This is a genomic window from Parabacteroides sp. ZJ-118, from assembly GCF_011038785.1.
GTDB lineage: Bacteria > Bacteroidota > Bacteroidia > Bacteroidales > Tannerellaceae > Parabacteroides.
Genome location: NZ_JAAKDT010000003.1, coordinates 90,453 through 113,101, shown reverse-complemented (window position 1 = coordinate 113,101; position 22,649 = coordinate 90,453). Strand labels below are relative to the sequence as shown.

At 49.6% G+C, this 22,649-nt stretch carries 21 protein-coding genes and 3 tRNA genes; 11 read left to right on the top strand and 13 right to left on the bottom strand.

Annotation, left to right across the window (positions count from 1 at the left end; genetic code table 11):
* Positions 1–46 precede the first annotated feature (46 nt).
* Entirely contained in the window at positions 47–2,464 is a 2,418-nt protein-coding gene (locus tag G7Y39_RS02250) for a S9 family peptidase (RefSeq protein WP_165154668.1), read from the top strand.
* 162 nt (positions 2,465–2,626) lie between these two features.
* Here the strand turns inward: G7Y39_RS02250 and nagB are convergent, their stop codons facing one another.
* The 7 genes from nagB to G7Y39_RS02215 form a co-directional block, all read right to left on the bottom strand.
* Positions 2,627–3,439: a glucosamine-6-phosphate deaminase gene (nagB, locus tag G7Y39_RS02245; RefSeq protein WP_165154666.1), complete on the bottom strand. Its 813-nt coding sequence runs from the start codon at positions 3,437–3,439 to the stop codon at positions 2,627–2,629.
* Positions 3,440–3,499: 60 nt separating this feature from the next.
* Entirely contained in the window at positions 3,500–4,693 is a 1,194-nt protein-coding gene (locus tag G7Y39_RS02240; RefSeq protein ID WP_165154664.1) for an FprA family A-type flavoprotein, read from the bottom strand.
* A gap of 12 nt (positions 4,694–4,705) precedes the next feature.
* Positions 4,706–5,539, bottom strand: coding sequence for a prolipoprotein diacylglyceryl transferase (gene lgt / locus G7Y39_RS02235; RefSeq protein WP_165154662.1), 834 nt, complete (start codon positions 5,537–5,539; stop codon positions 4,706–4,708).
* Between the two features lie 89 nt (positions 5,540–5,628).
* Complete coding sequence (locus G7Y39_RS02230; protein WP_165154660.1) at positions 5,629–6,525, bottom strand: diaminopimelate dehydrogenase; 897 nt, start codon at positions 6,523–6,525, stop codon at positions 5,629–5,631.
* Positions 6,526–6,628: 103 nt separating this feature from the next.
* Positions 6,629–7,633, bottom strand: a complete 1,005-nt coding sequence (locus tag G7Y39_RS02225; protein WP_165154658.1) for a metallophosphoesterase family protein — start codon at positions 7,631–7,633, stop codon at positions 6,629–6,631.
* Between the two features lie 21 nt (positions 7,634–7,654).
* Complete coding sequence (locus G7Y39_RS02220; RefSeq protein WP_165154656.1) at positions 7,655–8,653, bottom strand: sugar phosphate isomerase/epimerase; 999 nt, start codon at positions 8,651–8,653, stop codon at positions 7,655–7,657.
* 14 nt (positions 8,654–8,667) lie between these two features.
* On the bottom strand, positions 8,668–9,822 hold the full coding sequence (locus G7Y39_RS02215) for a Gfo/Idh/MocA family protein (RefSeq protein WP_165154654.1): 1,155 nt from the start codon (positions 9,820–9,822) through the stop codon (positions 8,668–8,670).
* 220 nt (positions 9,823–10,042) lie between these two features.
* On the opposite strand from G7Y39_RS02215, the gene G7Y39_RS02210 reads away from it, so the two are divergent.
* Positions 10,043–11,002 (top strand): hypothetical protein, encoded by a 960-nt coding sequence (locus G7Y39_RS02210; RefSeq protein ID WP_165154652.1) that lies wholly within the window; start codon positions 10,043–10,045, stop codon positions 11,000–11,002.
* A 61-nt stretch (positions 11,003–11,063) separates the two neighbouring features.
* Here G7Y39_RS02210 and G7Y39_RS02205 read toward each other — a convergent pair whose 3' ends face one another.
* From G7Y39_RS02205 to recO, 5 genes are all read right to left on the bottom strand, one after another.
* Positions 11,064–11,375, bottom strand: coding sequence for an STAS domain-containing protein (locus G7Y39_RS02205; protein ID WP_165154650.1), 312 nt, complete (start codon positions 11,373–11,375; stop codon positions 11,064–11,066).
* 11 nt (positions 11,376–11,386) lie between these two features.
* Entirely contained in the window at positions 11,387–11,800 is a 414-nt protein-coding gene (locus tag G7Y39_RS02200) for an ATP-binding protein (protein WP_165154648.1), read from the bottom strand.
* Positions 11,801–11,957: 157 nt separating this feature from the next.
* Complete coding sequence (locus G7Y39_RS02195) at positions 11,958–12,770, bottom strand: flavodoxin (protein ID WP_241159945.1); 813 nt, start codon at positions 12,768–12,770, stop codon at positions 11,958–11,960.
* 60 nt (positions 12,771–12,830) lie between these two features.
* Positions 12,831–12,902 (bottom strand) — tRNA-Arg (locus G7Y39_RS02190).
* A 79-nt stretch (positions 12,903–12,981) separates the two neighbouring features.
* The gene (gene recO, locus G7Y39_RS02185) at positions 12,982–13,707 is read right to left on the bottom strand and encodes a DNA repair protein RecO (protein ID WP_165154647.1); all 726 of its coding nucleotides are present in this window, start codon (positions 13,705–13,707) and stop codon (positions 12,982–12,984) included.
* A gap of 77 nt (positions 13,708–13,784) precedes the next feature.
* Between recO and G7Y39_RS02180 the strand changes: the two genes are divergently transcribed.
* From G7Y39_RS02180 to G7Y39_RS02140, 9 genes are all read left to right on the top strand, one after another.
* Complete coding sequence (locus tag G7Y39_RS02180) at positions 13,785–14,189, top strand: DUF2721 domain-containing protein (protein ID WP_165154646.1); 405 nt, start codon at positions 13,785–13,787, stop codon at positions 14,187–14,189.
* A 116-nt stretch (positions 14,190–14,305) separates the two neighbouring features.
* Positions 14,306–14,377 (top strand) — tRNA-Glu (locus G7Y39_RS02175).
* Positions 14,378–14,418: 41 nt separating this feature from the next.
* A complete protein-coding gene (gene rpsT / locus G7Y39_RS02170) occupies positions 14,419–14,673 on the top strand; it encodes a 30S ribosomal protein S20 (protein ID WP_165154644.1) in 255 nt (84 codons plus the stop codon).
* A 68-nt stretch (positions 14,674–14,741) separates the two neighbouring features.
* Positions 14,742–14,816 (top strand) — tRNA-Glu (locus tag G7Y39_RS02165).
* Between the two features lie 172 nt (positions 14,817–14,988).
* Positions 14,989–16,944 (top strand): DNA topoisomerase (ATP-hydrolyzing) subunit B, encoded by a 1,956-nt coding sequence (gyrB, locus tag G7Y39_RS02160; protein ID WP_165154642.1) that lies wholly within the window; start codon positions 14,989–14,991, stop codon positions 16,942–16,944.
* Positions 16,937–18,721, top strand: a complete 1,785-nt coding sequence (locus G7Y39_RS02155) for a gamma-glutamyl-gamma-aminobutyrate hydrolase family protein (RefSeq protein WP_206225136.1) — start codon at positions 16,937–16,939, stop codon at positions 18,719–18,721. Before gyrB ends, G7Y39_RS02155 begins: the two co-directional genes overlap by 8 nt.
* A gap of 22 nt (positions 18,722–18,743) precedes the next feature.
* On the top strand, positions 18,744–20,594 hold the full coding sequence (locus tag G7Y39_RS02150) for a membrane dipeptidase (protein ID WP_165154638.1): 1,851 nt from the start codon (positions 18,744–18,746) through the stop codon (positions 20,592–20,594).
* A gap of 16 nt (positions 20,595–20,610) precedes the next feature.
* A complete protein-coding gene (locus G7Y39_RS02145) occupies positions 20,611–21,600 on the top strand; it encodes a M28 family peptidase (protein WP_165154636.1) in 990 nt (329 codons plus the stop codon).
* Between the two features lie 12 nt (positions 21,601–21,612).
* On the top strand, positions 21,613–22,074 hold the full coding sequence (locus G7Y39_RS02140) for a SufE family protein (RefSeq protein ID WP_165154634.1): 462 nt from the start codon (positions 21,613–21,615) through the stop codon (positions 22,072–22,074).
* Here G7Y39_RS02140 and G7Y39_RS02135 read toward each other — a convergent pair.
* On the bottom strand, positions 22,014–22,622 hold the full coding sequence (locus tag G7Y39_RS02135) for a ribonuclease HII (RefSeq protein WP_165154632.1): 609 nt from the start codon (positions 22,620–22,622) through the stop codon (positions 22,014–22,016). The genes G7Y39_RS02140 and G7Y39_RS02135 overlap by 61 nt on opposite strands.
* Positions 22,623–22,649: the final 27 nt, after the last annotated feature.

Genomic DNA, 22,649 nt, shown 5'->3' with positions numbered 1-22,649 from the left:
AAAGAGGTTATTCCAAATCATTAAAATAATTCAAGTAATTAAATCCATGAAAACAAACCATCTGTTCTCCGCCCTGCTGTCCTTGGCTCTGGCCTGCCCGGGAATGGCACAAGAGACCCATTACCAAAGGCCTCCGGCCGTAATAGAGGAAGTGGCCTTGACCAAACTATCTCCGGTTATCCGAATCAGTGATAACAATCAATGGGCACTTCAGTTAGAGCGTTCCCCCTACCGGTCTATCGCCAAGCTTGCGCAGCCGGAACTTAAATTAGCGGGAACGCGTATCTGTCCGGAGACATTCAATGCCAGTCGGCAAGCCGAGTATACCGGTGCCCGTTTAATGAATATCGCTACACAGGAGGAAATAACGATACAAGGGATTCCTGAGAACGCAGTGATTACGGAAACCTCTTTTTCTCCCTCATCAAACAAAGTCGCTCTTTTTGTGGAGGAAGCGGATGGAGTATATCTTTATACCTGCACGCCGGAACAACCAACCGCACAAAAAGTAAGCCTTCGGAAAATCAACGCGACAACAGGAGCGATGATTTTGTGGATCAACGATAATGATTTTATCACGCTAATGGTTCCCGGTAATCTGGGTAAGACACCTCAAAAGCCAGCCGTGCCTTCCGGTCCTGTTATTCAAGAAAGTACGGGAAAGGTTATGCCCGCACGTACTTATCAAGATTTACTGAAAAGCCCGTATGACGAAGAATTGTTCGATCATTATTTCACCGCACAACTGGTGCGTATAAAAGAGGGTATTGTCAATGAGTTAGGGAAACCGGCCATATATGCCGGTACGCTTTCTCTATCTCCCGACAAATCCTTATTGCTGGTCGCTACCGTTCATCGTCCCTATTCATACCAAGTAACGGTCCGTAACTTCCCACAAAAGTTCGAGGTCATGGACTTACAAGGCAATTCCGTTTATACGTTAGCGGATAATCCGACCGTCAATGTCCCGATGGGATATGACACGAGCTCGCCTTATCCCCGCCAGTTCGGATGGAGATCGGATAAACCGGCTACCGTTTACTGGGCGGAAGCGCAAGACAAAGGAGATCCTAAGCAAAACAAGACTGATTTCATGGATATTATCTACCAAATAAGCTATCCGTTCAACCGCGAGAAACAGGAAGTCGCGAAGACAGAGAAACGTTTCCGCAACATCCTGTGGCATGACGATACTTTCGCTTTATTGACCGAGACTTCCCGGAAGACTCGCAAAAGAAGGACATTTGCTTTTAAGCCTTGCTCTTCTGAATCTCCGGTTCTATTGTTCGACGTATCCACCGACGATAATTACAACAATCCGGGAAATCCACTTACGATTAAAAACGCGTATGGCAAATCTATCGTATATACCAATAAAGCCCACAATGAGTTATTGATGCTTGCCCAAGGTGCCTCTCCAAAAGGAGATATGCCCTACCTTAGCCGTTACAACTTGAAAACAAAAAAGAACACGGAGCTTTGGCGCTGTGAGGACGGATATTATGAGACCATCCTGAAGGTAGCGAATCCGGTAAAGCTTCAATTGATCACTTCGCGTCAATCCATCTCAGAACCGGCGAATCTCTGTTCTCGCGACTTGAAGAAGAAAAAATTCGTTCAATTGACTCATTTCGCCAATCCATACCCGGCCATGGCAAACGTCAGTAAGCAAAAGATTAAATATAAACGTGCGGATGGCTTGGACCTGACAGCGACCGTATACCTCCCTGCCGGATATGATAAAGCGAAAGACGGCCCGTTGCCTGTCTTAATGTGGGCCTATCCGAGAGAATATAAAACGAAAGCCGAGGCTTCGCAGGTACGGGGTTCTCAATACATGTTTACGAATATCAACTACGGTTCTCCCGTCTATTGGGTTTTACGCGGATTCTGTATAATGGAAAATGTCGAGATGCCGATCGTTAGTACCAAAGAGGGAGCGGAGCCGAACGATGATTTCATCGAGCAATTGACAATGAACGCCGAGGCGGCCGTAAAAGTTATTTCCGAGATGGGTGTAGGCGATCCGAATCGTGTAGCCGTAGGAGGACATTCCTATGGAGCTTTCATGACGGCGAATTTATTAACGCATACCAAACTGTTCAAAGCCGGCATCGCACGTAGCGGAGCTTACAACCGTACGCTTACCCCATTCGGTTTCCAGACAGAGACCCGTACGTATTGGGAAGTTCCGGAAATATACAATGCCATGTCGCCATTCATGTCGGCCGACAAACTACATGGAGCTTTATTAATCGTACATGGTGAGATGGATAACAACTCCGGGACCTTCCCGATCCAATCCGAGCGCCTGTTCAGTGCCCTGAAAGGCCACGGGGCGATCGCACGTTATGTGGTATTGCCCTATGAGAGTCATGGCTACGCCGCCAAAGAGAACATATTACATCTATTGTATGAATGTGATCTATGGCTGGACCGTTACGTCAAGAACGTGAAAAAATAAGGAGTAACGGCGGCTTTGCCCGCGAAGTATGGCAGCCGACCATTGCCCCCAAACAACGATGCCCATCGTAAGGTTATAAGAATGCCCATCATAAACTCCTTACGATGGGCATTCTTAACTTCTTACAATGGGCATTCAAGGAAAGCCCTCTCCGAGATTCGTTTATTTCAGTAATGAACAGGGACAAAGATGATCCTTCTCGATATCCTTGAAATAGTTATAAGTACCTACCTTAAGATCCGCGCAAGCCGCCTCATCGCAAACGATGATTCCCTTCGGATGCAGCTGCAAGGCGGTGATTGTCCACATTTGGTTTACCGCACCCTCAACAGCCTGTTGCAACGCACGCGCCTTGTTATGGCCATTTACCATGATCAATACCTCCTTTGCGTCAAGAACCGTGCCTACACCTACCGTTACTGAGGTCTTCGGGACTTTATTCACATCATTATCAAAGAAACGGGAGTTGGCGATAATCGTATCCGTAGTTAATGTCTTGACACGAGTACGAGAGCTCAAAGATGAACCCGGCTCATTGAACGCGATATGGCCATCCGGACCGATACCTCCCAAGAACAGGTCTACGCCACCGACCGCCTTCATGCGAGCCTCATAAGACGCACACTCGGCCTCCAAATCCTCGGCGTTACCATTCAAGATATTTACGTTCTCCGGTTTGATATCGATATGACTGAAGAAATTATTCCACATGAACGAATGATAGCTTTCCGGATGATCTTTCGGAAGACCGACATATTCATCCATATTGAAAGTGATCACGTTCCGGAACGATACAACCCCCTGCTTGTTCAATTCAATCAGGTTCTTGTACATACCCAGCGGAGAAGACCCGGTAGGCAAGCCCAGCACGAATGGTTTTTCAGCGGTTGGATTCGCGGCTTTAATCTTCGCTGCTACATAATTGGCAGCCCATTTTGAGAGTTGCTCGTAATTAGGTTCGATAATTAGTCTCATAACGTTACGCTTTTAATTGAAAGTCGAATCAACTTTCTTGTTTATAAATTAGATTTGTCGTTAATAGTTTCTCAATTTCCCGGCCATTTCCCGGCCCAAAGCCACACACTCCTCGTATTTAGCGGCGCTTAAACCCTGCTTCTGCTCAACCGGCGCGCCGATCGTCTCCCACTTCATCCGCTCACCAAAAGCCGCCAAACGTTTCACGGCGGCCCCGGCCCATGTGAAAGATCCGAAATAACCGAAAATACGATTTTTCACCTCCCGCAGCTCGATCTTGCTCAACACAGCCTCCACCTCGGGGAATAGCTGATTGCTATAAGTCGGGCTGCCTACGATAACGCCTTTATATTTGAACACATCTTTCAAGATGTAGGAAGAGGGGCTTTTGCTAACATTATGCATCACGATGTTCTTGATGCCATTATCAGCCAACGAAGCGGCGATCGCCTCTGCCATCTGCTCCGTATTACCATACATGCTGCCATAAATGATAACCGCGCCTTCCTCACCTTCGTAGCGGCTCATACGGTCATAAATATCGATCGCCTTCGACGCGTATTCACGCCAAACAGGCCCATGGGTAGGGCAAATCGTCTGGATATCCAAGCCCGAAAGCTTCTGTAATGCCTTTTGTACGGGATTTCCATATTTCCCGACAATGTTGGAGTAATAGCGAATCATCTCTTCCCAATAATGCTCCACGTTCATCTCCGTGTCGATCACTCCACCATCCAATGTGCCATACGTACCGAACGCATCCGCGGAGAATACGATTTTATCCGTAACGTCATAAGTAACCATCACTTCCGGCCAGTGTACCATCGGAGTCATATAAAAGACAAGCTCATGACGGCCTGTATGCAAAGTGTCACCCTCTTTCACCTCATATAAGCCTTCCCGGATGCCATGATAGCCATCCAGCATACCGAAAGTCTTACTGTTTCCGACAATCCGTACGTCCGGATATTGCTGACGCAACAGACGGATACTACCCGCGTGATCCGGCTCCATATGATTTACCACGAGATAATCCAAAGAATGCCCGTCCAAGGCATCCGCTACCTTTTTCAAGAAAATATCAGAGTAACAAACATCGACCGTATCGATCAATACAGTTTTCTCGTCTACGATCAAGTACGAGTTATAGGAAACGCCGTACGGCAACGGCCACATATTCTCGAAGAGGGCCTTTTGACGGTCGTTGACTCCTACATAATAAACTTTATCCGTAATTTCTTTTAACTTGTACATCTTTTCCAATTCTCAATTCTCAACTTTTAATTTCCCTTTCCCTAACGCTTTCCAGACAAACCAGCACCCTGCCAAAACAAACGGGATACTTAGCCATTGCCCCATATTCAATATCATTCCGGCCTCGAAAGGCTCTTGGTCATTTTTCACGAATTCTATGAAGAAACGAGACCCGAATACGCATGTCATAAACACGCCGAAGATAAACCCTTGCTTTTTCCATGCCTCTTTCTTAAAATAGAGCCACATACAGATAACGAACACCACCAGGTAGCAAGCGGCCTCATACAATTGTGTCGGATGGCTCGGAGCGGTAAAGAGAGGCTCCGCCCCCATTCTCCACGCGTGCAGATTATCGATAAAACGAAATCCCCAGGGCAGATCCGTAGGATGACCGTAAACCTCGTGATTCATCAAGTTTCCCAAACGAATCATAGCGGCCACCAATCCGGTCGGGACCACCAACTTATCGAAAGTCCACAACATGCTTTTATGGCTTACTCGCCTCGAGTAGAAATAAATGGCGATAATTATACCTAACGTACCGCCATGGCTAGCCAATCCTCCCTCCCAGATCTTGAGCATCTCGACAGGGTTGGCTAAATAATATCCCGGCGCATAAAACAAACAATGCCCCAAACGGGCACCAATCACCGTACCGAGCATCGTATAAATCAAAAGGGAATCGATCCACGCGGGCGGCAGTCCCTCTTTTTTCCACATCCGCTCTACAATCATATAGCCAATAGCGAAACCGATCGCGAAAGCCAATCCATACCAGCGAATCTCTCGGGACCCGATCGTAAAGATGGCGGGATCGGCCGTCCATGTAATAAAATCAAGCATAATTATCTCACTTGGCAATCGACGGTCGGCAACCGCAGGGTCAGGATTTCCCGAGCGGTCAATTGCCAACTGTCAACTATCAACTTATATTAAACGAGTCTTCTAATTAAGTTCTCTCTCTCGCCGTACAGCATATCGATTATCGGCAACTCGATCATCGTGTACGCGCCCGGCTGTTGCTTCAAGCTCGCACGGGCGACAGAGACCAGGATCTGAGCAGTCAGAGCAGGGTTATTGATCTTCATATCGAATTCGATCAACTGGTTCTGAGTCTTGCCCGATACGCCTTTACGGACCAAGTTCACGCCATGCCCCATATCCAACAGATTATCGACACATTCAACCTGCATTACATGGGTCTCATCATGAGCGAAATAATCATCCGCCTTGATGGCGGCAGACACCTGCTTGAAATCGTATCCCTCTTCCACCTCGATATAAACCATACGACGGTGCACGCCCGTCCCCAAAGGAATCGTCATGCTTAAAGCCGCCTTCACGCCTTCTACAGCCTTCACGGCAACCGTATGCCCCATACTCATGCCCGGGCCGAAATTCGTATACGTAATGCCTTTCGGCACCATCGCCTCCAACAAAGCGCGTACCACAGAGTCGCTTCCCGGATCCCAACCGGCAGAAATGACAGCCACCGAATGGTGAGCCTTCGCCACGGCATCCAAAGAACGACGCAAATCCGCGATACCTCCGTGGATGTCGAAACTGTCGACCGTATTGATGCCTAAAGCCAGAATCTCTTTCGCGTGCGCCTCCACGCTGCGTGTGGGAGTAGCCAAAACCGCTACGTCAACCTTATCTAACCGGGTGATGCTATCAGTAACCGTATATGCCTTCAACTCGTCGGGGATATCATTCGGATTACGACGAATAATACCCGCAACCTCAAAATCCGGGGCAGCCTCAAGGGCCTCCAACACATACTTTCCAATGTTGCCATAACCTACGATGGCAGCTCTAATTTTCTTCATACTTTCGTTTTTACTTTTCAACCAACCGCAAAGTTAGGTATAATTTAGAGCTTTAACAATACGGAATACAGTTTTTATATCATTTTCAGAATGATATAGATCCTCACTCTTTCACGAATGAATCCGGATAGGCCGTAAGCTGCTCCACGCCGGCTTTCGTACGGATCCACGTCTTGAAGGCGCGGGCTCCCTCGTTCAATTCGATTACACGAGCGCCGTTGGGCAAATGCATGTATTCCGTCGGCCCCCCGGAAAAACGACCGTAAGCCAATAAAACATCGTACCAGCAAACCGCGTAATCGTCATCATGATCATGACCGACAAATACGCCCATCACGTCCCCGTTCTCCTTGATCGCCGTAAACAAACCGGAATTCAGGGCCGGGGCACATGCCTTCTCCCTGCGTATGCCATATAGCTGGGCATTCTCGTCGGAAGCCGCTTGATTAAACTCCGGCAACGGGATGTGGAAAAAGGCCAAGGAAGGAACCGGCTCTCCTCCGTTATTCCGGGTAAACTCCGCGCTCTTCTTACAATACCAATCGATCTGGTCACGCTTGATATAATCGTATCCTTCTACCCCTTTGATCGTTGAATAGGCATTCGAGTCGATGCAGTACAAGACGCAAGCATCCTTCTTTCCATCGGACGAACGTACGGTCAGGGCGTAATTGCCTACGCCCGGGATCTCGGGGACCTCATCCGCCATCAAACTATACGGCAGGCTTTCGGCTACTTTCAGCAACTCCTCTTTTGTCGCCCCCTGCTCATCGTCATGGTTCCCGAAAACGAGAGAGAACGGTATTTTACGGTCGGAGACTGTCTTCAATACATTCCGCATATTTTCCAACGCAGGCTTGCTATAGATAATATCTCCCGTAAAAATCACCAAGTCCGGTTTCTCGTCATCCAATACTTGGTTCATACGCTCAAAGGCGATGTCCGAGCGAGGGTCTTGCCATTTCACATGCAAGTCCGTAAACTGTACGATCTTAAACTTCTTATCCGGATTAAACTTCAACCCCGGCTTTTGGGCAAATACCCAAGAGCTCAAGCCGGCGGCCAATAACAAGGCCCCGGCAAATATCCTAAGCCTGCGGCAATTCATCGAATCTCATATTTTTTGTGTTCATAATTTATCCTTCCCGAAACAGGCGTCGAACGCATGCGCGGAAGGTTGGAAATCCACTCTCTTCACCAACTCGCAAGATTCCCGTGCCCCATGTTCCCGATCCATAGCGCTATCTTCCCACTCCACGGAAAGCGGACCTTGATAACCTATTGAATTCAAAGCGCGGATAATCTCCTCAAAATTAATCTTTCCTCGCCCTAAGCTACGGAAGTTCCAATATCGACGGGGATCGCCGAAAGTGACATGACCGCCGAATATACCCACCTGCTTGGGGGTATCACTCCAATATACGTCCTTCATATGCACATGGAAGATACGCTCCGGGAACTGATAGATGAAATCCACATAGTCCACCCCTTGGTATCCCAGATGACTCGGATCATAGTTAAAACCGAAAGCGGGATGGTTATTTACCGCCTCCAATGCCCTGCGTGCGGAAAAAGTATCGAACGCGATCTCTGTAGGATGTACCTCCAACGCAAAACGTACACCCAGTTTCTGAAACTCGTCCAAGATGGGCGTAAAGCGACGGGCGAAATCGTCATACCCCTGTTGTATCATAGCGTCCGTTACCGGAGGGAATGAATACAAATAATGCCAGATAGAACTACCCGTAAAACCTACGACCGTATCGACTCCCAGCATCTTCGCCGCATGGGCGGTCCGGATCATCTCCTCGGCAGCCCGTCGGTGAACGCCTTCCGGATCGCCATCTCCCCAAATATAATCCGGCAAGATCGCCTTATGGCGCTCGTCGATATTATCGCAAACAGCTTGTCCCACCAGATGGGTAGAGATCGCATAAAGCCGTAAGTCATATTTCTTTAACAGGTCCTTGATCCCTTGATAATAAGCCGTATCCGTACGTCGGACATCCACATGATCGGGAAGGCCCAATTCTACACCGTCATATCCGAATTCTTTCGCTTTTTGACAAACTGTTTCCAGTGATAAATCTCCCCACTGGAGGGTATACAATGTTACAGGACGTGCCATATATAGTCTTATTTTTAGTCGATTATTTTTATCCATTTATTCTCTGTCGATCCGGTTGCTACAATCGTCTCGATAAAGCGCATGCCGCGGACACCTTCTTCGGCGGAAGGGAAATCCAAGGTCTCAGGAGCCGGTTCTTCTCCAGCCAGAACCGATTGCAAAGCCAAGGCGAAATTCCGATACAAATTGGCGAATGCCTCGATATAGCCCTCCGGATGCCCACCCGGCGTACGGGAATTATGAGCGGCGATACCCGACATATATCCATTGGAAGTACGGACGATCTCCGCCGGACGATCCGGCCAACGCATAACCATCGTATTCGGCTCTTCTTGACGCCATTCCAACCCGCCTTTCTCTCCATACACACGAATATTCAAGCCATTCTCCACGCCTACGGCGATCTGACTGGCGGTCAGCACCCCTTTCGCGCCTCCCTCATAGCGGATCAACGCCGCCCCGTCGTCATCCAAAAGACGATCCGGCACAAAGGCATTCAATTCACCGCACAATTCCACGGCCTTCAGCCCGGTTATATATTCCGCCAGATTAAACGCATGCGTCCCGATATCCCCCATGCAACCGGCCTTACCCGACCGAAGGGGATCCACCCGCCAAGCCGCTTGCTTGTTAACATCCGCGCAGTCATTGTATAGCCAACCTTGAGGATATTCCACATAAATACGGCGTATCTTACCTAAATCGCCCCTGCGCACCCTTTCCCGAGCTTCCTTCACCATCGGGTAAGCGGTATAGGTATGAGTCAGCATAAACAGTTTCCCGGTTTCCTTCACTTTGTCTCGCAATTGCTTCGCCTCGTCCAAGGTATATGTCATCGGTTTATCCAGCACGACATGAAAACCATGTTCCAACGCCATCATGGCCGGGCCGAAATGCACATGATTCGGGGTAACGATGGACACAAAATCCATCCGTTCACCTTCAGGCAGGGCGGCCTCTTTCTCTATCATCTCCTGATAAGATGCGTAAATACGATTATCCGGTAAAAATAAAGATTGTCCGGTAGCCAATGAATTCTCGGGGTGAGAACTAAAACATCCACAGACCAATTCGATCTGTCCGTCTAAATTGGCGGCGACACGATGAACGGCCCCGATAAACGAGCCTTTTCCACCGCCGACCATTCCCATTCTGATTTTTCGTTTCATGGTATTATTCCGTTTTATTAAACTGCGAGGTAATTACATTGTTGATTCGCAAAGCTATGAAAAATAACCGGTGTACGCCATTTTAACAGCTTAATATTTTTTAATTCACAAAATATATCATTCCTTCACAGTGTTAAATCAATAATGAATGCTACATTCTTCTTCGTTTCACTTTTTATTCGTATTTTCGCGTCAAACATTTACCAAAAGAATAGTAACTATGAAGAAAAAAGAATTAGTGGCCATCGCCTGTCTGTTTTGTTTTTGCGGTTGTAATAGAACGGAGAAGGAGGTTCCTGCCCCCGACCTACACGTGAAATTATCACCCGTACAGTTTACGATCGGTTTACAAAAGGAGATATTGCCCTTTCCCGTAACCAAGAGCATCCCCGAGTTGAATATCCCCGAGCCTATTTCCCAAAACCCCGATGCCGAGGAAGATCCTTCCACTCCGGAGATCGATCCGGATCATCTATACAACCGGATCGATTATATCGTATACCAAAGCGGAAACCCGGACATTCTGGTAAAGCATAGGCAATTCACGCCTCAGGACCCGGATTTCACGATCATTTATGATTCGCTGCCTCCCGGCAACTACCATGTTTGTTTCCTAGCCCACTCGGACAGGAATATCTCCGTGTCCGGACAAACCGCGCTATTCAGTAAAGTATCGGATACGTTTCATCTTTTTCTGACACAAGAAGTACAAGCGGGAGAAAGTATCATTAAAGATATCACCTTACAGCGAATCGTCAGTAAAATAGAGTTCATATCCACCGATGCCGTACCTGAATTCTTGAAAAGCCTCACGATAAATGTATCCAACTATCAAAACGAGATTGACTTAACCTCCGGGAATGGCATTTCGCGAAACACGCCTTATACGCAAACCTACACTTTTAACGACTCCGATATCGGGAAAACAAGGTTCACCCATTCCTTCTTCACGTTTATCCCGGCTCCGGGATCCATGCTCGAAGCACACCTCTCGGCCCAAAACCAGAGGAACGAAGTAACCCGGGAAAGAGCGGTCAATGACATCCAGCCTCTCATGAATCACATTATTCGTTATACCGGGCTTCTCTACACCCCAAGGGTGTCAGACGACACCTTCACCCTTGATGTAGTAAACGGCGGCAAATGGGAGGGCACCATCGACGAAAATCTGAAAGATTAATACAAAGCCGGTGTACCACAAATTTGACACACCGGCTTACTTCTTTCCCCAACCTTCACACCTATTTCACGTCTTCTATCTTGAAGAGAGCGTTAAATCCCGTCAAACTAAACGTCTCACGAACCACATCCCGCAGGCCGACCAAGCGTAAAGCCCCTTTCTGGGCAGTCGTCGTTTTTTGCAATACTAAAAACAATCGGAGGCCCGCGCTACTCACATATTCCAAATCAGAACAATCGACACAAACCTTCACTCCCGGATTCTTCCATACCGGCAAGACCTTTTCCTCGCATTCGCGAGCCGTATTCGTATCCAATCTTCCTTTGATCTTGATTACAGTCTCCTCGCCTTTTCGATCAATAACTACTTCCATATCTTTCTATTTTATTCGGTTATTTTTTTCTTCATGATAAAGACATTCCGCTCATCTACTCTCTGATAAGAGACCTCATCCATCATCTTCTTGATCAAGAAAATGCCCAACCCTCCGATCGGACGGTCTTCGGCAGGTAGGGTAATATCGGGGTCTTTTCGTAAGGTCGGATCAAAAGCGATCCCATGATCTATCAAAGTCACGATCAGCTCCCCGCCTTCCCTGACTAACGAAATGTCTACGGCATCCTCCACATCTCCCTTATACGCATAAAGAATTATATTCGAGACAGCTTCTTCCATCACCAGATTCAGGCTCATCCTGAAAGCGGTGCTTAATCCCAATTCTTCTCCAGCTTCTTCCAAGAACTGATTCATCGTGGAAAGCTCATGAATATCGTTCTTAATGCGTAATGTTTTTTGCATACATCTGAAAATTTTGCGCTAAAGGTATAAAAAAAGATCGAGGAAACAACAGAGCCGGGTGATATCCGCCTGGAATCGGGAGGCTAAGTCACTGGAATCCGTCTCGCGTTCCATTGACTTGGCGCCGTATCTCAATGGAATTCACTGACTATCGCAACTATTTCAGCACCTGCGTAAACTCCGGCGTACCGCCCTGCGGAACAACGACATAGATGGTCGATAAGGCCTCGCCGCCATCGCGGGTCTGCGATTTCACATCGAAGCGGTAGTCCTGTGTCCCATCATAGCTGCGCTTGGCCACCGTCACGGGCGTGCCGAGCGGGAACTGGTAATCGCCGCAGGCCGCATCGAACACCGCAACATCTTCATCGGTTACCGGTACTGCCTCGCCATACTCCGGCAGCGGGGCAATCTCACCCTCTACATATCCGTTCTCGATCAGGAATCGTGAGATTTCGGCAGGAGCCTTTGCTACGCGGGCATTGCGCACGCCGTAACCCTTGATGACTTTCGCGTCGGGCTGTGCCGCGGCGACATCAGCAGTCGCCGAGTCGATACCACCGCTGCCAAAGGTGGCAAAGGTTACGACCGTCTTGCCGGCCAACGAGTGATCGTCGAGAAAGGTAGCCATGGGCGAAGCGAACGTTCCACCCCAAATAGGGAAGCCAAGGAAAATCGTGTCGTACTGGTCGAGATCGACCGCCAGCGGCTGAATGGCGACCTTGACACCCGCCTCGCGCTCCCGCCGCCAACGCGCCACCGTAGCGGCATAGTCTCCATTATAAGGTTCTACCACCTCGATGCAGGCGATATCCGCACCGAGTTGGCTTTGCAACTCCTCGGCGACAGCCTTTGTCGCGCCCGTCTGCGAATAGTAGAAGACGAGCGTCTTGTTCTTCTTGGCGGATGTCGAGCAACCGCACAGCGCGGCAATCATCAGTGCCGCGACAGCAAATAATCTGAATTTCATGGTAGCTTATGATTTTAATTGTCGTTTCATCACCTCGAGTACCTCTCCCACGCCGTCTTGTACCCTCGTTGGGAATCGAACCCAAATCTATGGTTTAGGAAACCACTATTCTATCCGTTGAACTACAAGGGCAACTCCTTTGAGATCGCAAAAGTATAATCTTTTCCTCAAATAGGCAACCGTTATCGTATGTTTTTACGGTCCGGAAAGATCAATCAAATAAGCTTTGCATCACCGATAACGATTTGATTTCCGGGAAATCCGGGAGATGTAGACGGTAATATTCAAGAATACGACGAATAATACGGACCCGCTCTTGACGGGAAAAGCCATAAAGCGACATATTCTCAAAGCGAATACGCAGCAAACGAGAGAAGAAAGCGCTCTCCACCCTATTTAAATAATGCTGATGCATCGGGACATGATCCGTAAACACCCCATTCAACATATCGAAATAATACCCCGCCCGGTGCGATTCCATGTTCGGGAAAATACCGAGATGATGGAGAAGGCCTAACAAGAAAACCAAATGAAAATTAGCGATACCTTTATCCGCGTATTCCAATAAATGTATAGACTCGTATAGGTAATCAAATAAACGGGGATCCGGTTCCGTATCCTTCACGACCCTAAAAAGAACCTCCGAGAGGAAAAGCGCCAATACACTCTTAACCGGATCGCGACAAACCTCATTCAGCGGAAAACAAACGCGGGTCTCCTTAATCCGGTGCAAATCCCGCTTATTCAAGTGCTCCACCTCCATCTCCAGAACGGACAAAGGTATAAACAATGCCTTCGATACCGTGCTTTTCTTCCCACGGCTACGACTAACCAGATACGAGGCTCGGCCAAACGCCTCCGTATACATATATATAATAGCGTATTTATCATTGTAAGGAATCGTATGCAAGACAATCCCCCTCGTTTTACACAACATAATTCGTAGCTTTACGACGATGATTACGAACAAAGATACTCAAATTAATGTTATACATGTAATTAAAGTGTAGAATTATGTTGGACTTAACGACCCCTTCTTTATTATTTTCCGCCATATCGTTGATATTGTTGGCCTATACGAATCGCTTCCTTTCATACGCCAGCATAGTGCGCGCCTTGAAAGAAAAGCATCAGCAAACCCGTGATCCCAGGGATATCGCCCAGATCGCAAACCTGCGGAAAAGGCTCTATCTGACCCGTTCCATGCAAATATTGGGAATACTCAGTTTGCTGCTCTGCGTAATCGCTATGTTCCTCATTTACGTATCGTGGCAGATTTTCGCCGCATGGATATTTGGCATAGCCCTGTTGCTATTGGCGGCATCGTTATGTGTATGTATTTGGGAAATAAATATTTCCGTTAAAGCCTTGGAAATTCATCTGGAAGATATAAGTTCTAAAGAGAAGTTAAAACAATGAGTAATATTAATTTTTCCTTCGAAATGTTTTGCCGGTTCAAAGAGATCGTCTATCTTTGCGCTCGCAATTAGGAAATCATTTTCTTAGGACGTTAAAAGTGAGAGCTTTGGCAGTTTGGCCCATTCGTCTATCGGCTAGGACGCAAGATTTTCATTCTTGAAAGAGGGGTTCGATTCCCCTATGGGCTACAATAAACAGGATTAAAAAACAATAAAGAGAAGATCTAGAAATGGCAAATCATAAGTCATCAATCAAGAGAATCAGACAGACAAGCGCGAGGCGTCTGCGTAACAGGTATTACGCGAAGACAGCTAGAAACGCTGTGAAAGTTTTGCGCGCTACTGAAGACAAGAATGAAGCACAAGCTTTGTTCCCTAAGGTGTGCTCTATGTTGGATAGGCTTGCGAAAAAGAACGTTATCCACAAGAACAAGGCTGGCAATCTGAAATCTAAGTTGGCTAAGCGCGTCAACGCGCTAGCGTAAGCAGGAGGTAGATACTTTTACAAGTATAAAGCCGGACTCTCAACAAGCCCGGCTTTTTTTAACCCAATGGCCCATTCGTCTATCGGCTAGGACGCAAGATTTTCATTCTTGAAAGAGGGGTTCGATTCCCCTATGGGCTACCACCCAGAGGAGAGAGACAAGTTCATGGCTTATCTCTCTCCTTTTTTGGTATCCTTCCGTCCTTTTTTCGCTATTTTCACATCCCCCACTTCGCTATCTCGATAAAAATCACTACATTTGTTAGATTTTTTTTGAAGACATAGATAATTACAGATTTTAAAGAAAGATAAACTCATGAGTGAAGAAATTAAGAATACTTCCGCAGAGTACTCCGCAGATAGTATTCAAGTACTTGAAGGGTTAGAGGCAGTACGAAAGAGGCCATCCATGTATATTGGCGATACCAGCGAGAAAGGTCTCCATCACCTGGTGTACGAGGTCGTAGACAACTCAATCGACGAAGCGCTAGCCGGATATTGTACATACATCGACGTGGTAATCAATGAGGACAACTCGATCACGGTTACCGACGACGGCCGTGGTATCCCCGTGGATATTCATGAGAAAGAAGGTAAATCAGCCTTGGAGGTAGTATTGACGGTGCTGCACGCCGGCGGTAAGTTCGACAAGGGAACCTATAAGGTATCCGGTGGTTTGCACGGCGTGGGCGTATCTTGCGTAAACGCCCTCTCCACTTATCTGAAAGCGGAAGTTCGCAGAAACGGTAAGGTACATATGCAAGAGTTCTCCTGCGGAAAGCCGTTGCACGACGTACAAGTTGTCGATAACACGGATAAAACAGGTACTACGATCTCTTTCAAGCCGGACGGTTCTATCTTTACGGTCACGGAATACAAGTATGATATCTTGGCTACCCGTTTGCGCGAATTAGCATTCTTGAACGCCGGTATTACGCTACGTCTGACAGATAAGCGAGTTCGGAAAGAAGACGGTTCTTTCAAGTCCGAGGTATTCCATTCGGATGAGGGATTGAAAGAGTTTGTCCGCTATATCGACCGCTCCAAGGAGAAACTGATTCCAGACGTAATCCACATCATAACCGAGAAACAGGGCATCCCTGTCGAGGTGGCGTTGACTTATAATACTTCTTACAACGAGAGCGTATTCTCTTACGTAAATGACATTAACACGATCGAAGGAGGTACGCACTTGGCCGGTTTTCGCCGGGGTCTGACCCGTACGTTGAAAAAGTACGCCGAGGACTCCAAATTATTGGAGAAAGCCAAGGTAGAGATTCAGGGGGATGACTTCCGCGAAGGTTTGACCGCCGTTATCTCTATCAAGGTAGCCGAACCTCAGTTCGAGGGACAGACAAAGACGAAGCTGGGTAATAGCGAGGTTACCGGTGCCGTGGATATGGCGATCGGCGAGGCGTTAGGCTACTATTTGGAAGAACATCCGAAAGAGGCGAAAATAATTGTCGACAAGGTGATCCTGGCCGCTCAGGCCCGCCATGCCGCACGTAAGGCTCGCGAATTGGTACAGCGCAAATCCCCGCTGTCAGGAGGTGGGCTTCCCGGTAAACTGGCGGATTGTTCCTCTAAAGACGCGGCGATCTGCGAATTGTTCCTTGTCGAGGGAGACTCCGCGGGTGGTACGGCTAAGCAAGGACGCGACCGTAACTTCCAGGCGATCCTACCGTTGCGCGGTAAGATCTTGAACGTTGAGAAAGCGATGGATCACAAGATCTTCGAAAGCGAGGAGATCCAGAACATCTATCGTGCGATGGGAGTGACCGTCGGCACGGAGGATGACCCGAAGGCTTTGAACATGGAGAAACTACGTTATCACAAGGTGATTATCATGACCGATGCCGACGTGGACGGTAGCCACATCGCCACATTGATCTTGACCTTCTTCTTCCGCCGTATGCGTTCCTTGATCGAGAACGGATATGTTTATCTGGCGACTCCCCCTCTCTATTTGTGCAAGAAAGGCAAGGTTGAGGAATATTGCTGGACCGAGCAACAACGTCAGCAGTTCATCTTGAAATATGGAGGAGGCAACGAGAACTTGATCCATACCCAACGATACAAAGGTTTGGGAGAGATGAACGACCATCAATTGTGGGATACGACCATGAACCCGGAAAACCGTACGTTAAAGCAAATCACGATCGACAACGCGGCCGAGGCTGACCAGATCTTCGCCATGTTGATGGGTGAAGACGTAGGGCCTCGCCGTGAGTTCATCGAGGAAAACGCCACATATGCTAACATAGATGCCTAAGATCATGAGAGTCCGTCGTCCGAATTTAGAGGCCCTATACAAAGAAGTTGATAATTATATACCGGCTAAAGAAAGCCTTCAACCTCCCCGAATAGGCATATCCGCGAACCGGAAGGACGGGCTTTCCTGTATAGCGGAGACCTACGTGCAAGCCGTATTGGACGCGGGGGGAGCCCCGGTACTCATCCCGGTGATCACGGACCTGAAAGCATTGACCGTACTGGTTTCCGAACTGGACGGGTTGCTCCTGAGCGGGGGTGGGGACATCAATCCGCTCTATTTGCGGGAGGAGCCTATCCCGCGACTGCAAGACGTAGACACACTGCGCGACGAATACGATTTGATCCTGCTTCGCCTGGCCGCTAACCGGCAGATTCCGATCATGGGTATTTGCCGGGGGCATCAGGTCATGAATGTAGCGTTCGGAGGGAGTGTCTATCAAGACATTCATTCGCAAGCCAATCACCCCCTGTTGAAACACAGCCAGACATTGGCCCGGGAGTATCCGTCGCATACGGTAACACTCGAACCGGGCATGAACCGGCTACGTACTATCCTCAATGGAGAAGAACAAATCCTTGTCAACTCTTTCCACCATCAAGCGGTAAAAGAGGTCGCGCCCGGATTCAGGGCGACAGCGACCGCTCCGGACGGGATCAATGAGGCGATGGAACATACGGAGAAGACGATATTCGGCGTACAATGGCACCCGGAAGCCATGGCCCCGCAGGGGGATCAGGCCATGAAAGCCCTATTCGCTTACCATATCGGGAACGCCCGCCGTTTCGCGAAAGCCAAGACGATCCATCAACGGATCGTGACGATCGATTCCCATACAGATACCCCGATGATCTTTCCCGGCGCGTTTGATATCGGGGAAAAAGAGGGAGGGAAGGTGAATCTCCCTTTCATGGAAGAAGGACATATCGACGCGACCTTTATGGTCGCCTATATCCCGCAAGGTAAACGAGATGAGGCATCCTCGCGGGCGGCGACAGCGTACGCGATCGAACGGCTGAATCAGGTAAAACGCCAGCAAACCTTACATCCGGACCGGATGGCCATAGCGACTACCCCCCAGGAGATCCGGACGATCAAGGCGCGAGGGAAAAAAGCGATCTGTCTCGGTATCGAGAATGGGTACGCTTTAGGTAAGCGGATCGAGAACCTACGGCTGTTCAAGGATATGGGAGTGTCGTATATCACCTTATGCCATAACGGGGATAACGATATTTGCGATTCCGCCAGGGGCAAACAGGAATGGAAGGGACTGAGCCCTTTCGGCAGGGAAGTGGTAAAAGAGATGAACCGGTTAGGAATCATGGTCGATATCTCGCACGCGGCGGAAAGTACCTTCTACCAGGTACTGGAAATAAGCGAGACGCCGATCATAGCCTCCCACTCTTCCGCGCGCGCGCTTTGCGATCATCCCCGCAATTTAACGGATGATCAACTGAAAGCGCTGGCCGCTCAAGGGGGAGTCGCCCAAATCTGCCTATACAAAGGGTTCATCAATCAGGAAGAGGACAAAGCCTCTTTAAGTGACGCGATCCGCCATATCAATCATATCGCGGATTTAATCGGCATCGATCACGTAGGGATCGGCTCGGATTTTGACGGAGACGGGGAACTGATCGGTTGCTCGGCCACCCATGAGCTGATCAACATTACCGTCCGGCTTTTAGAAGAAGGATATACGGAAGAAGAGATACGGAAAATATGGGGTGGAAACTTGCTGCGGGTTATGACCGCTGTACAAGATTTCCCAAACAAATAGCGAACGAAAACAACAACATAGCATGAAAAAGATCTTATACACAGCAATCTGCGCCTGTGGCATCTTGTGTGGAGCACAGGCACAGGCTCCCGGATCGGAGGTACCCAACTTGAAAAAGTTATATGAGTTGACAGACTCTTGCGACGTAAACGTACGGGCACGATTCTCCCCCTTGATCGGGATTTCCGCCAGTATCTCAAATGAGGCTTCGCGGGTAGGAGCCACCTATATCCAATCCATCGTAAAGGCAGGGGGCACTCCGGTTATCATCCCGGCTGTCACCGACGGCAAGGTACTCAGGAATATCGTATCGAATGTAGACGGATTGGTCCTTACGGGAGGAGCGGATGTAAACCCCTTGTGGTATGGGGAGGAGCCTCGGGAAAGGCTGGAGGAAGTCGACCCGGTACGCGATCTGTATGAGTTGAAACTCATCAAGATGGCTACCGACCAGAATATCCCGGTCTTAGGTATATGCCGGGGCTTGCAACTGCTGAACGTGGCCTTTGGCGGCACGCTTTACCAGGACATCCCCTCACAACGGGGCAATCACGCCGTCAAGCATCGGCAAGATTTACCCGGTTCGTATGGCTCGCACCGCGTCTTCGTTGGTGCGAAGTCGCAGCTAGCCTCTATCTTGGGGAAAGATACCTTGACCATAAACTCTTTTCATCACCAGGCGATCAAGGATCTAGCGCCGATCTTCAAGGTCGCCGCCTACGCGTCCGACAGCATTATCGAGGCGATCGAGGCTTATCCGAATCGATCCATCCTTGGCGTTCAATGGCATCCGGAAACGTTGACCTACGGAGGCGACACGACGATGTTAAAGCTATTCCGCCACCTGGTAGGGAAGGCCGAGACTTTCCACCAAGCCAAGGAGATGCACAAACGCTTCCTTTCTGTGGATACACATACCGATACTCCCTTCTGGTTCAGACGCGCCGGATTCAACATCGCCGACCGGGAACGTAACCGGGTAAACATCCCGAAGATGCAAGAGGGGAAACTGGACGGGGTATTCCTCGCGGCCTTCATCGGGCAAGGTAAACGCGACGAGGCCTCTTTACAAGAGGCCGTACGGAAAGTGACGGGCCTGATCGAGGGGATTCGCAAGCAAGCTGAGTTGAACCAGGATATATGCGGCATCGCCGTCACGAGCCAAGACTTCATCCGCCTGAAGAATGAGGGGAAAAAGGCGTTCTTTATCGGTATCGAGAATGGGTACGGCGTGGGCAAGGACCTGGCGAATATCGCCAGGTTCAAGGCGATGGGTGTCAACTACATCACGCTCTGCCACTCCTACGACAACGATATTTGCGACTCATCCACCCATACGAAGAACGAGTGGGACGGTTTAAGCCCGTTTGGCGAGGAGGTCGTGAAAGAGATGAACCGCCAAGGCATCATGGTGGATATGTCTCATGCCTCGGAAAAGTCATTTTGGGACGTTATCCGATTGTCCAAGGCCCCGATCATCTGCTCGCACTCCTCCTCCATGGCGATGTGCGAGCACGACCGCAACCTGACCGACGATCAACTGAGGGCGCTTGCCAAGAATGGAGGCGTGGCGCAAGTCTGCCTGCTCAACCGCTACATCAACAAGGATTCTAAAAAGGCATGCCTTGCCGACGCGATCGAGCATATCGACCATATGGTGAAAGTCGCCGGTATCGATCATGTCGGTATCGGTTCCGACTTTGACGGCGGTGGCGGAATTATCGGCTGCGAGAGTGACAACGATCTCATACAGATCACGGTGCGATTGATAGAGAAGGGATATACCGAGGAGGATATCGCCAAGATATGGGGCGGAAACCTGATGCGCGTATTGGACGAGGTTCAAGCGGCCGCCTCCGTAAGAACATTCTAAACCAGACAGAAGATTTATGACCCGATTATTTTTTGCGTTATTGAGTTTTGTTCTTTTATCCTGTGGAGCCAAAGGAACCAAAGAGACAGATCATATGCCGGAGATCAAAAAACAACCGATCGCTTCAGCTGTCCCCGATTTCAACGCGGACAGCGCTTACGCCTATGTGGCGAGCCAAGTCGCTTTGGGCCCCCGTGTACCGAACACGGCGGCTCATAAAGCATGCGGGGATTACCTGGCGTCCGAATTGAGGCGCTTCGGCGCCGACGTCTACCAGCAGGAGGCCCTGCTGACCGCCTACGACGGGACGAGGCTGGAAGCGAGAAACATCATAGGCTCGTTTGATCCGGGGAACCGTAAACGCGTTTTACTGTTCGCGCATTGGGACAGCCGGCCCTATTCGGACCACGACCCCGATCCTTCCAAGCACCGGATGCCGCTGGACGGGGCGGACGATGGCGCCAGCGGTGTCGGTGTCTTATTGGAGATCGCCCGCCAAATCGGGCAGAAGGCCCCGGGTATCGGCATCGACATTATTTTCTTCGACGCGGAGGATTACGGTACGCCGGAATTCGTAACCGATTATACGCCGGATAGCTGGTGCCTGGGAGCCCAGTTCTGGGCAAGGAACCCGCATGTCTCCGGTTATACGGCGGAATACGGGATCTTATTGGATATGGTGGGCGGCAAGAACGCCACGTTTTTCAAGGAGCGACAATCCTTGCGCGCGGCTGCCCCGATCGTCGAGATGGTATGGGGCGCGGCCCGCGACCTGGGCTATGGCAAATATTTCATCAACGCCACCGGCGGGGCGATCACAGACGATCATCAATATGTGATTGGCGGACGAAATATCCCGAGTATCGACATCATCAACTACGACCCGGAGTCAGCGACCGGTTTCGCCGGTTATTGGCACACGCAAGAAGACACGATGGAGAACATCGGCCGCGAGACGCTGAAAGCGGTCGGCCAAACCGTACTGGAAGTACTATACAACCGATAAAATACTGATAAAATGACAATCAATGAACTTCAAGACCAGGTAATCGAGGAATTCTCTGCCTTCGATGATTGGATGGACAAATACGCGTTATTAATCGATCTGGGGAACTCGCTCCCCCCGCTCGCCGAGCGCTATAAAACGGAAAGCAACCTGATCGAGGGCTGCCAAAGCCGGGTTTGGTTCCAGGCGGATTACGCGGATGGCAAGATCATTTTCCAGGGGGAAAGCGACGCCGTGATCGTAAAAGGGATCGTATCCTTGCTGATACGGATCTTGTCGGGCCACACCCCCCAAGAGATCCTGGACGCGGATCTATACTTTATAGACAAGGTAGGATTGAGGGAGCATTTATCCCCTACCCGTTCCAACGGGTTGGTGGCGATGGTGAAGCAAATGCGCCTGTACGCGGTGGCTTACCAGGCGAAGAGCGCAAGCTGTCGCTCCTCCGGCAACAGCGCGAATGTCTTGCGATGATAGGGCGTGACGCCGTGGGTACGGATCGCTTCCCGGTGGGCCTGGGTAGGATAACCTTTATTGTCCGACCAATGGTAAGCGGGGTACTCCAGGGCCAATTCGTTCATGTAATCATCCCGGTAGGTCTTGGCCAATACAGAGGCGGCGGCGATACTCAGGTATTTGCCGTCGCCTTTTACCACGGTGGTATGCGGAATACCGGGATAGGGGGTGAAGCGGTTCCCGTCGATCAACAGATGCTCCGGCCGTACTCCCAGCCGCTCGATCGCGCGATGCATGGCCAGGAAAGAGGCTCTCAAGATATTCATCCGATCGATCTCCTCCGGGCTGACAACGCCTACCGCCCAAGCGATCGCCTCACGCTCGATGACGGGACGAAGCGCGTACCGCCTCTTCTCGCTCAATTGCTTGCTGTCGTTCAAATCCGGGTTCTTGAAATCCGCCGGAAGGATCACGGCGGCGGCGAATACCGCGCCCGCCAGGCAGCCCCTTCCCGCCTCGTCGCACCCGGCCTCCACGCGCCCGGCTTCTCTATAAGGTAATAACATCGCGTCTCTCTTTTTTTATAGGGTTCA